We start from the raw sequence: 14,208 nt of genomic DNA on the forward strand, positions 1-14,208 counted from the left end.
GCACGCGCTATCATTTTACCGGCTGCAAAGCGCGTTAAGATTGTCAGCCGCTTTGCTCAATGCCTCAGGAGAAGAGATGACCACGCTGCGTTTACTGCTTTCGGAATCAAACGATCCCTGGTTTAACCTCGCCGTAGAGGAGTGCATTTACCGGCAGATGCCCGCCACGCAAAAGGTATTATTTCTCTGGCGCAATGCTGAAACCGTGGTTATCGGCCGGGCGCAAAATCCCTGGAAAGAGTGCAACACGCGGCGCATGGCGCAGGATGGCATTAAGCTGGCGCGGCGCAGCAGCGGTGGCGGCGCGGTGTTTCACGATTTAGGCAACGCCTGTTTTACTTTTATGGCGGGCAAGCCGGAGTACGATAAAAGCGTGTCGACCGGCATTATTTTGCGCGCGCTGAACGCGCTGGGAATCGAAGCGGAGGCGTCGGGACGCAACGATATCGTCGTGACGCGCGGCGGCGAGGTGCGGAAAATTTCCGGTTCCGCCTATCATGAAACGCCCGACCGCGGCTTTCACCACGGCACTTTTTTGATCGATGCCGATTTATCGCGGCTGGCGAATTATCTCAACCCGGACATCAAAAAGCTGCAAACCAAAGGCATTACCTCGGTGCGCTCGCGCGTGGCGAACCTGACCGAACTCTCGCCGGACATTAATTACGCCGCCATTTGTGACGCTGTCACCGAAGCTTTCTTCGACTATTATCAGGCACGCTGCCAGCCGGAACGCATATCGCCGGATGCGCTGCCCGATCTGCCTGGCTTTGCCGAACAGTTTGCGCGGCAGAGCAGCTGGGAGTGGAACTTTGGCCAGTCGCCCGACTTTACTCACCTGCTTGATACGCGTTTTGCCTGGGGCGGCGTAGAGATCCACTTTGATGTCGAACGCGGCGTAATAAGCCGCTGCCAGATTTTTACCGACAGCCTTAACCCTACACCGCTGGAAGCGCTGGAGACCGGACTTCAGGGCGTCGCCTATCGCCCGGATGCGCTGGCCGCCGCGGTCGCGCGACTGCAAACGGCATTTCCCGCTCAGTATGACGAGCTGGCGCAGCTGGAAAAGTGGTTAGCCGCCAGCGTCAGCTAGGACGCGAACGGACCGGGCGCCACCGATTCGCGCAGCGACAGGCTGGCGGCAAAAGCCTCCGCCTCCTGCCACGAGCCGCCATCCAGCATGGCTAACAGCCGGGCAATCGCCTCCTGAATCATGTCGGTAACGGGAATGCGGACGCTGGAAAGCGCAGGAACGATATAAGGCGCCAGGGGGATATCATCGAAGCCCAGCACCGACACCTGCTTTGGTACCGCAATATTCGCCGTCGTCAGATGCCTGATAGCGCCGATCGCCATCTCATCGTTGCTGGCGACCAGCGCGCTAAAGGCGCAGCCGCTGTTGATTAGGGCGGCTGTCGCCTGCGCGCCGCTCTGCGCATGCCATTTCCCTTCTGCGATCAACGCCTCGCGTAACGGTATGCCGCGCTCATGCAGCGCCGCTTTATACCCGGCAAGGCGCTCTGCCCCGGTTGGCGAATCGAGCGAGCCGGTAATAAAGCCGATATCGCGATGGCCAAGATCGATTAACGCTTTTACCGCCATCGCGCTGATCTGCTTTTGATCGGCATAAATACAGTAGCTGTGATGCTGTCGTAACCGTCGGTTTACTACCAGCACCGGCTGTTTGCGCTGCGCGATAATCTCGTCCATTTCGTCAACGGTAAGAAAGCGCGGATAGATAATGATGCCGTCGCAGCGAAGATCGAGCAGAAAGTCGATTGCCGCGCGCTCCTGCGCCGCGCTGTGTTTGCCGTCGGCCAGGATCAGCTGACGGCCCTGCTGCTCCAGCATGCGGGCGGAATGGGACATCAGCTCGGAGAAGTAGTTGCCGCTGTAAAGCGTGTTGGTCACCACCAGGCCAATGGTCTGGGTCGATTTTACCGACAGATTGCGCGCCAGCAAATTAGGCCGGAAATCGGTTTCGGCCACCGCCTGCGTCACCTTTTCCCGCGTCTCATGGCTGACATAGCCGTTGCCCGACAGCACCCTGGAAACCGTCGCCTTAGAGACGCCCGCCCTTTTCGCGACCTCAAGTATGGTGGCCATAAATTTTCCCTTCTCCCTCAATCAGCTGTGCAGTCTACTCAACCTCAGACGCGCCTTGATAAGCATAAACCTGGAAAGTGACGCCAGTCACGGTTTGAAAAATAACCGCTTCCGCCATCTTGTTATCAATTTTGCAACTGTTCATGATTTTGTGAAACCGGTTTCCTATGGCGTCTTCTGTCGCCATCGTGAATCAGCGCACAATCTGTCCCTACAACAGCCAGCCGCCGGTAAAACACTCTACCCATAACAACAGAGACGCAAAACCATGCCTAATCCCTATGCAGAAGTCTCTCGCGCCATCGTGCAGTCGCTGGGCGGAATGCAGAATATCGAATCCGTCACCCACTGCATGACCCGCTTACGTTTTGTTGTAAAAGATCGCGCGCAAGTCGACAGCGCCGCGCTCAAAGCGCTGCCCGGCGTGATGGGCGTGGTCGATAACGATACGCAGTGTCAGGTCATTATCGGCAACAACGTTGGGAAAGCCTATCAGGCGATCCTGGCGCTCGGCACGCCTGAGGCGTCTGGCGGCGCGGTGGTAAAACGCAAAATTACCCTGAGAAGCATCGGCGCGGGCATTCTCGACGCGCTGGTCGGCACCATGTCACCGCTGATTCCGGCCATTATCGGCGGCTCGATGGTGAAGCTGCTGGCGATGGTGCTGGAGATGAGCGGCGTTCTGCCGAAAGGCTCCTCTACGCTGACTATCCTGACGGTCATTGGCGACGGCGCGTTTTTCTTCCTGCCGGTCATGGTCGCCGCGTCGGCCTCAATCAAGTTCAAAACCAATATGTCGCTGGCGATCGCGATCGCGGGCGTGCTGCTGCATCCCGGTTTTATCGATCTGATGGCGAAAGCGGCGCAGGGCCAGGCGGTTGACTTCGCCTCGATTCCCGTCACGCCGGTGAAATACACCTACACGGTGATCCCGGCGCTGGTGATGACCTGGATCCTGTCCCATATCGAGCGCATCGTCGATCGCATTACGCCAGCGGTAACGAAAAACTTCCTGAAACCGATGCTGATTGTGCTGATCGCCGCGCCGATCGCCATCCTGCTGATTGGCCCGCTGGGCATCTGGATCGGCAGCGGCATTTCGGCCGTGGTCTATACCGTACACGGCTATCTTGGCTGGCTTTCGGTGGCGATTATGGGCGCCATCTGGCCGCTGCTGGTAATGACCGGCATGCACCGCGTTTTTACGCCGACCATTATTCAGACCATCGCCGAGAGCGGCAAAGAGGGTATGGTGATGCCGTCGGAAATCGGCGCCAACCTGTCGCTGGGCGGCTCCTCGCTGGCGGTCGCCTTCAAAACCAAAAACCGCGAGCTGCGCCAGACCGCCCTCGCCGCCGCGGCCTCCGCTATCGTCGCTGGCATCTCCGAACCGGCGCTTTACGGCGTGGCGGTACGCCTGAAGCGTCCGCTGGTCGCCTGCCTGATTAGCGGCTTTATCTGCGGCGCGGTGGCGGGCGTCGGCGGGCTGGCCAGCCACTCGATGGCGTCGCCGGGACTCTTTACCAGCGTGCAGTTCTTCGATCCCGCTAACCCCATGAGCATCGTCTGGGTGGTGGCGGTGATGGCGCTCTCTGTGGTGCTCTCATTTATTCTGACTCTGATTTTAGGCTTTGAAGATATCCCGGAAAGCGCGCCCGAGGCCAGCGCCTCGCCCGCAAAGGCGGAATCGATCGAGCCCGTTAAGGCAGCCGTTCATCATTGAGGTAATTTATGTCGGAACTGACATTTCCAGCAGGTTTTTTATGGGGTGGCGCATTAGCCGCGAATCAGTCTGAAGGCGGCTATCTGGAAGGGGGGAAAGGCCTGACAACGGTAGATATGATCCCGCACGGCGCCGCGCGCATGCCGGTAAAGCTGGGGCTGGAGAAGCGCTTTAGCCTGCGCGACGATGAATATTACCCCAGCCATGAGGCGATCGATTTTTATCATCGCTATAAAGAAGATATCGCCCTGATGGCGGAGATGGGATTCGGCGTCTTCCGGACCTCCATCGCCTGGAGCCGCCTCTATCCGCGCGGCGATGAACCAGAGCCGAATCAGGAAGGCATTGCCTTTTATCGCAGCCTGTTCGAAGAGTGTAAAAAATATGGCATCGAGCCGCTGGTCACGCTTTGCCATTTTGATGTGCCGATGCATCTGGTGGTGGAGTATGGCTCGTGGCGCAACCGCAAAATGGTTAATTTCTTCGCTCGCTATGCGCGCACCTGCTTCGAAGCCTTTGACGGTCTGGTGAAATACTGGCTGACCTTTAATGAGATAAACATCCTGCTCCACAGCCCTTTTTCCGGCGCCGGTCTGGTGTTCGAAGAGGGAGAAAATCAGGATCAGGTGAAGTATCAGGCCGCGCATCACGAACTGGTCGCCAGCGCCCTCGCGACCCGTATCGCCCATGAGGTCAACCCGGCCAACCAGGTGGGCTGTATGCTGGCGGGCGGCAATTTTTACCCCTGGTCCTGCAGGCCGGAAGATGTCTGGGCGGCGCTGGAGAAGGATCGCGAGAATCTCTTCTTTATTGATGTGCAGGCGAGAGGTGCCTACCCGACGTATGCCGCCCGCCTGTTCCGGGAGAAAGGCGTCACCATTGAGATGGCGAGCGAAGACGCCGACATCCTGAAAAACAGCGTCGATTTCGTGTCGTTCAGCTATTACGCGTCGCGCTGCGCCTCGGCGGAGATGAACGAGCGCAACAGCAGCGCCGCCAACGTGGTGAAGTCTCTGACCAACCCGCATATCAAACGCAGCGACTGGGGCTGGGGCATCGATCCGCTGGGGCTGCGCATCACCATGAATATGATGTATGACCGCTATCAAAAGCCGCTGTTTCTGGTGGAGAACGGGCTGGGCGCGCAGGACAAGGTGGAAGCGGACGGCAGCATTAACGACGACTACCGCATCAGCTATCTGCGCGAGCATATCCGGGCGATGGCGCAGGCGATCGACGACGGTGTGCCGGTGATGGGTTACACCACCTGGGGCTGCATCGATCTGGTCGCCGCCTCAACCGGCGAAATGAGCAAGCGCTACGGCTTTGTCTATGTCGATAAAGATGATCTGGGGGGCGGCACCCTGGCGCGCACGCGTAAAAAATCGTTCTGGTGGTATAAAAAAGTGATCGCCAGCAACGGGCGCGATCTCAACTGACACAGCGTCAGAGAGGCAGCAAAATTCACGGGCGGCAGTTCATTTTTCCCCGCTTATGCCACACTTAACGGACCTGCATTCTGTTAAGGATATCTGATGAATTTTCGCTGCCTCTTTCTGGGCCTGAGTCTGGCGGTATGGAGTCATTCACTGCTGGCTATTCCGCTTCCTCAGCGCCCGCCCGAGAGCCTGCCGCCGGAGCAATATACCAGTCAGGCCAATGATAACAACACGATAACCTGGCGGTTATGGGCGCCTGACGCCAAAGCGGTCGAGGTAGTGACCGGCCCTACGCCCGATCGTTACGTCTCGCATCCTATGACCAAAGACGATCGCGGCATCTGGTCGCTTACCAGCGGACCCATGCAGCCCGGCTTATATGAATACTTTTTTAATGTGGACGGCTTTCGCAGCGTCGACACGGGTAACGCGCTGGCGAAACCGCAGCGTCAGGTGAATACCAGTCTGATTCTGGTGCCCGGCAGCCTGCTGGATGAGCGCAACGTGCTGCACGGCGAGATCCATACCCTGACCTGGCACTCGCCGTCGCTGAACCGCGAACGGCGTATCTCCGTCTGGGTGCCGCCCGGCACGCGCGCCGACTCTCCTCCGCTGCCGGTGCTCTATTACTACCACGGCTTTGGCGATACCGGCCTTTCGGCACTGGTTCAGGGACGGGTGCCGCAAATTATGGATAACCTGCTCGCCGAGGGGAAAATCGTGCCGATGCTGGTCGTGATGCCGGATACTGAAACCGACGCCGCGGGGGCGATACCTGAAAGTTTCGCCCCGGCCACCCGTCGCGAAACCTTCTATCCGCGCAATGCACAGGCGGCGGACAAAGAGCTGACAGAGGAGATTATGCAGCTCGTCGCCGATCGCTATCCGGTGCGGAAAGAGGCCGAAAGTCAGGCGCTGGCGGGGCTGTCGCAGGGCGGCTATCAGGCGCTGGTCAGCGGTATGCGGCATCTCGATAAGTTCGCCTGGCTGGGGATTTTCAGCGGCGTGACCACCGAATCCGTACCCGATTTTCGCGTGGCGGCGCAGCTGAAAAAGCCCGCCGCCATCAACCGTCAGCTAAAACTGCTGACGCTGGTCAGCGGCGAAGAGGACATCATTACCGGGCGCGATATGACCGGCCTCAAGGCGCAGCTGGACCAGCGCGGCATTCACAGCGACTGGCATACTTACCCTGCGCTGGGGCATGAGATGGATGTCTGGCGTCCGGCCTATATTGAGTTCGTACAGAAGCTGTTCCGCCCGGAGAATTAAGGCAGCGTTTTGATCAGGGTCAGCTGGTTTTCATCCTCGCCCTCGCGGTAGCTGACCCGATCCACGCCGGAGAAGATAAGCTGCATACCCCGGCCGCCTTCGCTCAGGTTCTCCAGCGTTAACGGCGCGTCGGGATCGATTACCGGCGGCTGACGCTTCTCCTCTGGCACAGGCACGCCGCTGTCATAGAGCGTTACCGTTACCTCACGGCCGTCATGGCTAAAACAGACCCGGTAGTGCGCCGTCGCATCGTCATGGTAGCCGTGACGAATAATATTGCTTGCCGCCTCGCATAACGCCAGATCGAGCGGATAGATCCAGACCTCGGTCACCGGCAGCCCGGCCAGAAACTGACGCAGCGCGATGCCGAGCGTCGTCAGACTATTAATCGTGGCAGGCAGCCGTAGCGCTTTCTGCTGGGTGTGTTCGGACATTGCTCATCCTCCGTTCAGCGCGGCGAGCGCCTCGCTGCGGTCAGCGCAGAGGGTGAATACCCGATCCATGCGGGTCAGCGAAAACATCGCTTTAATATTGCTGTTGAGCGCGCAGATCACGAGCTGTCCCTTTCCGCTCAGCAGTTTCAGCAGCGAGATCAGCGCGCCCAGGCAGCTACTGTCGATAAAGTCTACGCGCGAAAAGTCGAGAATCAGCGCGGTTTCGCCCTGCTGGATCACCCCCGCCACCGCCTCTTTGAAACGCAGCGCCACCGACGCGTCGAGTCGTCGCACCACCGGCGTGAATACAAAGGCGTTGTCGAGCTTTTCAGTTTCAAATTTCATGTCGCTTCTCCCGTTAAGCCTTGCTGCCGCTCAATCACCAGCAAGGAGATATCATCCGCCGCGGAGACGGCTTCGTCCGATGCCAGACCGCGCCACTGATTAAGTGACTGTTCCACCGCCGCCAGCAGATCCTCCAGCGCGTGCTTATGAAGCGAAGCCAGCAATGTTTCCAGACGCGCTGCGCCAAACATCTGTTGCTCTGCATTTTCGCACTCGCTGATGCCGTCGCTGTAGAGGCAGAGCCGCTCGCCCGGCGCAAGATGAAAGGCGCTCTCGTCCCAGTCCAGATGCTCAAGCAGCCCGACCGGCGGGCCGCCCTCGCCGATTTCACGCACCTCGCCCTCGCCGCTGACGATAAAAGGGGTAGGATGCCCCGCCTGACAGAGCCGCCCTTCGCCGCTGCGGCGATCGATCACGCCGTAAACCATGGTGAAATAGCTGGTGACCTCGGGATGCTGGGCGCAAAAACGCGCATTCAGAATGCGCACCACCTGCGACGGCGGCGTGATGGCCGCGCCGTCGAACAAGAAGGGATCGACCGTGCGGCCATGCAGAAACTGGCGCGCCACCGCCACCGACATCATCGCCGCCGTCACGCCATGCCCGGCGACATCGACGCAGTAAAATCCCACGGTATGGTCATTAAGGGGAAAGAGATGGAACAGATCGCCGGAAACCCATGCGGAGGGCATAAACAGCCAGTCGGCGAAGTAGTCGCCCTGGCGCAGATGATGCGGCGGCAGAATGCTGCGCTGTAGCGTCGCAGCCGCCTGCAAATCCTGTTCGATTTGCGCCAGCGCCTCGCTGAGGCGGCGATTTTTGCTCGCCAGCGTCGCCTCCAGCCGCAGGATACGTTCGCCCGCGTGCAGTCGCGCCTGGAGTTCGACCTGATTAACCGGCTTGCGCAAAAAGTCATCCGCGCCGGCGGCGAAACCGACGCGCAGATCCTCCACGCTGTCGCGCACGGTAAGAACGATAATGTAGATATAGCGATCCTGTAGCTGCTGGCGGATCTGACGGCAAAGCGTCAGGCCATCCATGACCGGCATCTCCCAGTCGCTAATCACCAGGCTCACCGTTTCCTGCGCCAGCAGCGCCAGCGCCTGCTCGCCATTCTCCGCTTCGAAAACCTGATAGCCCCACTGCTGTAGCAGTCCAGCCAGCAGCCTGCGATAGAGCAGTGCGTCATCAACGATTAATACGGATTGAGGCTGAAGCGCATCCATAGAAAACCTCAGAAAGGAAGGAACCAGATAAGCGAGATTGTGCCCTCACGAAATTTGGCATTGGCGCTGCTCCGACCGGGAAAGCGCGTGCCGCTGTAGTTGCTGTACTGGATAGAGAAAGATCCCGGCGTATAGGTTGCATAGCCAAAGCTGTAGCTGTAGTCGCCGTTCCAGGGCTGCTGTTGTTCATGATGCGGAAACCAGAAGGCGGTGGCGCGGATAAAAAAGTGCTGCTTAAAGGTGTAACCGCAGCCGCCCAGCCCGACCTCTTTGTTCGAGCGCAGGTCGTTATCCGCCAGCGAGTAGTAGCGCGGCACCCAGCTGACGCCGAGCTGACAGGTCAGCGCGTCCCCTTTGTTGATGAGCAGATGCTTTTCCAGATCCTTCGGCAGCGAAAATTTATAGGCGAAGGTTAAAGCGCCCTGTTCAAGGTAGGTGCGGCGCGCAGTGCCTGACGGAAACAGGCGGTTTTCGCCATAGTTGCTGTAAACCAGGCTGAAGGTATTTGGATGCCAGTCGTCGTAGCCAAAGCTGTAATGAAAATCCGTATCGTACTTCGAGTAGTTAGTGATCGGCGCGCGCATCGTTATGTTGGCGAACCAGAAACTGTAAGGGGAATACTGCAGGCTGAGATTAAGCAGCTGATTAACCTTTTTCTTTTGTTCCGCGCTCTCTGAGCCGTTAGGGATCGACAGCCACTGATCTTTTAATCCGCTGGAAAAACTCAGCGCGCCGGAAAATTTATTTTTGTTGCCGGCAAAAAGACGTCCCCAGCGGCTTGAGACGGCCGCCGCCGGTACCGACTCATCATGCATTGCGGCCGCTCCGCTGTCGGACGAGGCGGCGCAGGCAGGCATCGCCGCGCTGGCGACGAAGGCGATCATCAGCAATCCTGCTCCTCTGGCCGGAAGCCCAGGGTGAATCATGCAGCGCTCCTCGCTTAATTAGGGATAAAACGACCGCCAATCTCTTTTTTCGCCATCCACCACAGCAGCCCAAGGGCCGCCATATGAATAAGCGTGTTGCGTAGCCACGCCTGGTGCCAGAGGTCGAAATGGACGAACTGGCTGACCGCCATCACGACAAAGACGTGCAAAATAAAGGTGTAAAGCGAGTGCTGTCCCAGCGGAATAAGAAACCAGCCGAAGGCGCGTTCAATGGGCCGCCAGCAGAAAGTCAGCACCAGATAAACCAGCAGCATCAGGCTGAAGTCGTTCAGCACGCGGCAGGGCCCGAGCGCATTTTTGCTGGCGAGATGGTAATAAAACCAGTTGAAATCGGCGGGCGGGATAACGTGCAGCAGCAGAAACGAAGGCATAAAGGGGTTGGTATGGTTCTGCGCGACGAACATCATGACGAGCGCGTAGATCACCATCAGACCCATCACGATATAGCCGCCCGGCGTGCGCGCCAGCGACATCAGTTCATCCTTGTACCAGCCGCAGCACATTCCCAGCACATAGATAAACTGCCAGGCGAGCAGCGGGAAGGCAAACTCGAACTCCGCGACGGTCAGCCGCGTCGGCCAGAGGTGATAGCTGACGTAACCCGCAAGGGAGGCCAGCAGCAGCCATCCCACGCGACGGCTCTGCAGCAGCGCCAGAAAAAGCGGGCTGGCCAGCAGCAGGCAGATATAAAGTCCGAGGATCTGCGTCTGATGCGGTCCGATTTGCAGATAGAGAATGATATTGAACCAGGTCTCTTTAATCTGCGGCGTGGTGGGAAACAGCGACCAGACGGTGCCGGAATAGCGATCGACGAAGTGGGTCACTTCAAAGGTGTTGATAAAAGGGAGGCGCGACAGCAGCAGCATGATAAAGATGATGGTCAGATTGACCAGATAGATTTTCCCGGCTCGCCGCCACAGGTTCCAGCTTACGGTTAACAGCACCTCTTTTTGCAGTCGCTGACGGTTGAGCATGCCGAGCATAAAGCCCGACAGAATAACGAAACCTTCCGCGCCGGTGGTCAGCCCGAACCGCTCCCAGGTAAAGATATTAATCAGCGACAGCAGCTCGGTATGCGCCACCACCATCATCACCAGCGCAATGCCGCGCAGCATATCGACACGCAGATCGCGCTTGCCGGGCACGGCATAGCGCCACGCACGCCAGTCGACGCTTACCGCTTTAGGCTCAAACGCCACATCCGCCATAAATCATTACCGTAAGTGATGTAAGTATTCTTGTTAGTTAAATTAAACAGATCTTTACTCTGTAAGAAGAAGTTTAGCGCTGTTGCCGTTTAAGTCACGCCGAAATGAAAAAATTCTCAATCACCTTGTAAATACCTGTAATTTAATACTATATAAATCTAAACAAGCTGACTGATGGTAAAGCTGTTAATCTTTCGGCGTAAGCGGCAAGGTATAACCATAAAAATTATTTACTTATTGTTATTTGTTAAGTTAATGAATTGATTATTGCATCCAGGTGAAAAGATAACCAACAGACGCTTCCGCTATCGAAACGAGACGCCATGGATTATTACTTTTCACGCTTTGAACATCGCCGTCCGCCTGCCCCGCTTCATACGCCGCTCTGGGTGATGAGGCTCTGGCAGGTGCTGGCCGTTGCTGGCCTGATACTGGGCGCGAACTACATCCGCTGGCGCTGGATGGAGTCGCTTAATATGGACGCGCTCTGGTATGCCGTTCCGCTGGCGCTGGCGGAAACGCTCGCCTGGCTCGGCACGCTGCTCTTCACCATTAATATCTGGCAGGTGAAAGATCCGCCGTGTCCGGCGCCGCCCGAGGAGATTAATCAGTGCCTGCCTGAACAGGACCGCACCGATCCGCGGCCGCCGAAGGTGGATCTCTTTATCGCCACCTACTCTGAAGATCCTGAGCTGGTGCGTCTCTCTATCCGGGATGCGCTTAAGCTGACCTATCCCACGCCGCTCGATCTCGCTATCCATGTGCTGGACGACGGCCGTCGACCGGAGATGCGCGCGGTCTGCGAGCAGGAAGGGGTGAATTACATCACCCGTGAAAACAATATCGGCTTTAAGGCGGGCAACATTCGCAACGGTATGGAGCAGACCGACGGCGATTTCCTGGTGATCTGCGATGCGGATACCCGCGTTTTTCCCAGCCTGCTGGCCAATACGCTGGGCTATTTCCGCGATCCGGATGTCGCCTGGGTACAGACGCCGCAGTGGTTTTACGATCTGCCTGAAGGGGAACGCCTCTCCGCCTGGCTGCGCCGCCGCGCCGGTCTGCCGGGCTATCTTATCGGCCGCGCGACAGAAGGTCTGTTTGGTCGGCTGACCATCGGCAACGATCCTTTTTTCAACGATCCGCGCATGTTTTACGACGTTATCCTGCGCCGCCGCAACTGGGCGAACGCGGCGTTCTGCTGCGGCGCGGCTTCGGTGCACCGCCGCGAAGCGGTAATGCAGGCGGCGCTGCGCAGCTATGTTTTTAGCGTCGAAGAGGAGATATCACGCCATACGCGCGATATCCGCGATGAGGAGATGCGCGCCACCCTGAGCCAGGCGATGCGCCCGCATGTTATTGCCGATACGGAGCTGACGCCTTACAAGTTCCACGTCTCGGAAGATATCTACACCTCTATCGTGCTGCACGGCGACAGCGGACGCCGCTGGCGTTCGGTTATGCATCCCGGCATCGAGTCCAAAATGCTTTCGCCGCAGGATCTGCTGACCTGGATGATTCAGCGCTTTAAATATGCGGCGGGTTCGCTGGACATTCTGTTCCATGACAAAATATTCAGCCGCCGCCGTTTTAAGCTCAGCCTCGGCCAGACCCTGATGTACGGCACCACCTTCTGGTCCTATCTCGCCTGTATCTGGAATACCGTTTTCCTGATCTCGCCGCTTGTTTATCTCTTTACCGGCATTCCCCCCGTCTCCGCCTATTCGACTCCGTTCTACCTGCACTTTTTGCCCTTTTTTATCGTGTCGGAGCTGGCGTTTATGTTCGGTACCTGGGGCATTTCCGCCTGGGATGGACGATCGTCCTATCTCGCCTTTTTCTCCGTTAACCTGCGCGCCCTGGGCACGGTGCTGCGCGGCGAGAAAATAAAGTTTCACGTCACGCCGAAAGAGCGACAGTCGGGTCGGTTTCTCTATCTGGTGAAGCCGCAGCTGGCTATCGTGGCGCTGACGCTGCTCGGCTTGATCTGGGGAGGCATTCAGGTGGCGCGCGGCAACGTCGACGATCCCTCGGGCTATGTCATTAATATTTTCTGGGGGGCGGTCAATATCGCCGCCATGATGCCCATGATTATGGCGGCGATGTGGACGCCGCCTGCCACGCAGGAGGCGGAAGCGGAATGAGCCTGAAATCGGGCATTTACAGCGCGCGCAGCTATCTCACCATTCTGATCGGCTTTTTGATCGGCTTCGCCATTGTTTTGTGGGTCGAGCGACAGATGCCGACGCGCGTTGAGAGCACAGACGGCATCGTACTCAGCAAGTCGTTCCCGCCTCTGCCGCAGCAGCGTGAGCTGACCTTTGACGAGGCAGTCTGGGCGCGTATCGCCTGGCAATATTTTGTTAATAACACCCAGGCGAACGGGCTGGTGAATGCCGAAGCGGACAAGCCCTGGCTCAGCCTGTGGAGCACCGGCAGCTACTTGCTCGCGGCTATCGCGGCGAAACAGCTCGCCATTATCCCCGATGCGGAGTTCGACGACCGGATTGCCTCGGCGCTCGACGCGCTGGGCCAGCTGCCGCTGAAGCCAGACGGCTTGCCCGCCGCCTTCTACGAAGCCGATACGCTAAAGGCGCTGCCTTCGCCAGATGAAAACGCGGGATCGGCCATTGATATGGGACGCCTGCTGATGCCGCTGCAGATCCTGCTGTGGCGCTATCCGCAGCACGCGGCGGCGGTCAGTCAGCTGCTTTCACGCTGGCAGCTCGCCGGTCTGCTGCAAAGCAGCGGGCCGCAGGGCGCGAGTTTGCCGGTCAATCGCTGGGTGATCCGCACTGACGATCCGCGCGGCAGTTACGGCTATCGCCTCTATGCGGGCAGCGTGCTGCGGCTGATCAACGCCGCAGCCGGTCTGGCGGTCAGCCAGCCGCCGGACGGCCTGAAGCTGGTCGAGATCGACGGCCATGCGGTGCCCGATGAGGGGCTGCGCACGCCCTGGGGCAAGCAGCCTTCTCTGGTCAGCATGCCCTATCTGCTGACCGGGCTTGAGCAGGGCTTTGACGCCCGCAGCGGCGAAATCACCTGGCGCATTATGCAGATCGTGCAGAACCGCACCGGTACGCCTTCCGACGCGGGTGTGATCAACAGCGACTACGCCGAGCAGGCGCCCGATTTCGTCGGCGCGCTGCCGGGTAGCCAGCCGCTGCCCATTCAGAATATCCATGCCAGCGCCAGCGAGTCGCTCGCCAGTCACGCCCTCACCTCGACCCGCTCCGCCTTCGCCTGGTATGCGCTGTTCCGCAACCGCTGGAGCGAGGCGCTGCGCAAAGAGATGCTGCCGATGATTGAACCCGGCAAGGGCTGGAAAGCGGGTTTCAACGCCGACGGCTCGGTTAACGCCGCTATCGATGCGGATACCAATGCGATGGTGCTGGAAAGCCTCTCCTATATCGCCCATGGGCAGCTACTTTGCCTGGCCTGTCTCGCCGCCCCTTCACCCGTTCAGCAGCCGCAGCAACAAGGAGTAACATCGAAATGAGATTTTTAT

At 58.5% G+C, this 14,208-nt stretch carries 12 protein-coding genes; 6 read left to right on the forward strand and 6 right to left on the reverse strand.

Translation table 11 applies throughout. The features are described 5' to 3' along the window. Window positions 1-76: 76 nt before the first annotated feature. Window positions 77-1,093 (forward strand): lipoate--protein ligase, encoded by a 1,017-nt coding sequence (gene lplA, locus D7S44_RS15385; protein ID WP_120456320.1) that lies wholly within the window; start codon window positions 77-79, stop codon window positions 1,091-1,093. Here lplA and D7S44_RS15390 read toward each other — a convergent pair. Further along, window positions 1,090-2,106, reverse strand: coding sequence for a LacI family DNA-binding transcriptional regulator (locus D7S44_RS15390; protein ID WP_120456322.1), 1,017 nt, complete (start codon window positions 2,104-2,106; stop codon window positions 1,090-1,092). The two genes, lplA and D7S44_RS15390, sit on opposite strands and share 4 nt — an antisense overlap. Before the next feature lie 268 nt (window positions 2,107-2,374). Between D7S44_RS15390 and ascF the strand changes: the two genes are divergently transcribed. The 3 genes from ascF (at window position 2,375) to D7S44_RS15405 (ending at window position 6,540) form a co-directional block, all read left to right on the forward strand. Then, the gene (gene ascF / locus D7S44_RS15395; RefSeq protein ID WP_120456324.1) at window positions 2,375-3,829 is read left to right on the forward strand and encodes a PTS cellobiose/arbutin/salicin transporter subunit IIBC; all 1,455 of its coding nucleotides are present in this window, start codon (window positions 2,375-2,377) and stop codon (window positions 3,827-3,829) included. A gap of 8 nt (window positions 3,830-3,837) precedes the next feature. Then, the gene (locus D7S44_RS15400; RefSeq protein ID WP_120456326.1) at window positions 3,838-5,268 is read left to right on the forward strand and encodes a 6-phospho-beta-glucosidase; all 1,431 of its coding nucleotides are present in this window, start codon (window positions 3,838-3,840) and stop codon (window positions 5,266-5,268) included. Between the two features lie 96 nt (window positions 5,269-5,364). Then, window positions 5,365-6,540, forward strand: a complete 1,176-nt coding sequence (locus tag D7S44_RS15405) for an alpha/beta hydrolase-fold protein (RefSeq protein WP_120456328.1) — start codon at window positions 5,365-5,367, stop codon at window positions 6,538-6,540. On the opposite strand, the gene D7S44_RS15410 is transcribed toward D7S44_RS15405, so the two are convergent. The 5 genes from D7S44_RS15410 to opgC are packed head-to-tail and all read right to left on the reverse strand — an operon-like array spanning window position 6,537 to window position 10,700. Beyond that, window positions 6,537-6,974: an ATP-binding protein gene (locus D7S44_RS15410; protein WP_120456329.1), complete on the reverse strand. Its 438-nt coding sequence runs from the start codon at window positions 6,972-6,974 to the stop codon at window positions 6,537-6,539. The two genes, D7S44_RS15405 and D7S44_RS15410, sit on opposite strands and share 4 nt — an antisense overlap. Window positions 6,975-6,977: 3 nt before the next feature. Beyond that, window positions 6,978-7,319: an STAS domain-containing protein gene (locus D7S44_RS15415; RefSeq protein ID WP_120456331.1), complete on the reverse strand. Its 342-nt coding sequence runs from the start codon at window positions 7,317-7,319 to the stop codon at window positions 6,978-6,980. Beyond that, window positions 7,316-8,545 carry a PP2C family protein-serine/threonine phosphatase gene (locus D7S44_RS15420; RefSeq protein WP_120456332.1) on the reverse strand — a complete coding sequence of 410 codons (1,230 nt, stop codon included), beginning with the start codon at window positions 8,543-8,545 and terminating at the stop codon, window positions 7,316-7,318. The genes D7S44_RS15415 and D7S44_RS15420 overlap by 4 nt, the downstream gene beginning before the upstream one ends. Before the next feature lie 8 nt (window positions 8,546-8,553). Next, complete coding sequence (locus D7S44_RS15425; protein ID WP_371315497.1) at window positions 8,554-9,471, reverse strand: hypothetical protein; 918 nt, start codon at window positions 9,469-9,471, stop codon at window positions 8,554-8,556. A gap of 14 nt (window positions 9,472-9,485) precedes the next feature. After that, complete coding sequence (gene opgC / locus D7S44_RS15430; protein ID WP_120456334.1) at window positions 9,486-10,700, reverse strand: OpgC domain-containing protein; 1,215 nt, start codon at window positions 10,698-10,700, stop codon at window positions 9,486-9,488. 323 nt (window positions 10,701-11,023) lie between these two features. On the opposite strand from opgC, the gene D7S44_RS15435 reads away from it, so the two are divergent. Both D7S44_RS15435 and D7S44_RS15440 read left to right on the forward strand, forming a co-directional pair. Beyond that, on the forward strand, window positions 11,024-12,844 hold the full coding sequence (locus D7S44_RS15435) for a glycosyltransferase family 2 protein (RefSeq protein WP_120456336.1): 1,821 nt from the start codon (window positions 11,024-11,026) through the stop codon (window positions 12,842-12,844). Then, the gene (locus D7S44_RS15440; protein ID WP_120456338.1) at window positions 12,841-14,199 is read left to right on the forward strand and encodes a DUF3131 domain-containing protein; all 1,359 of its coding nucleotides are present in this window, start codon (window positions 12,841-12,843) and stop codon (window positions 14,197-14,199) included. Before D7S44_RS15435 ends, D7S44_RS15440 begins: the two co-directional genes overlap by 4 nt. The last annotated feature ends 9 nt before the right edge of the window (window positions 14,200-14,208 follow it).

It is taken from the genome of Pantoea piersonii, from assembly GCF_003612015.1.
Taxonomy (GTDB): Bacteria; Pseudomonadota; Gammaproteobacteria; order Enterobacterales; family Enterobacteriaceae; genus Pantoea; species Pantoea piersonii.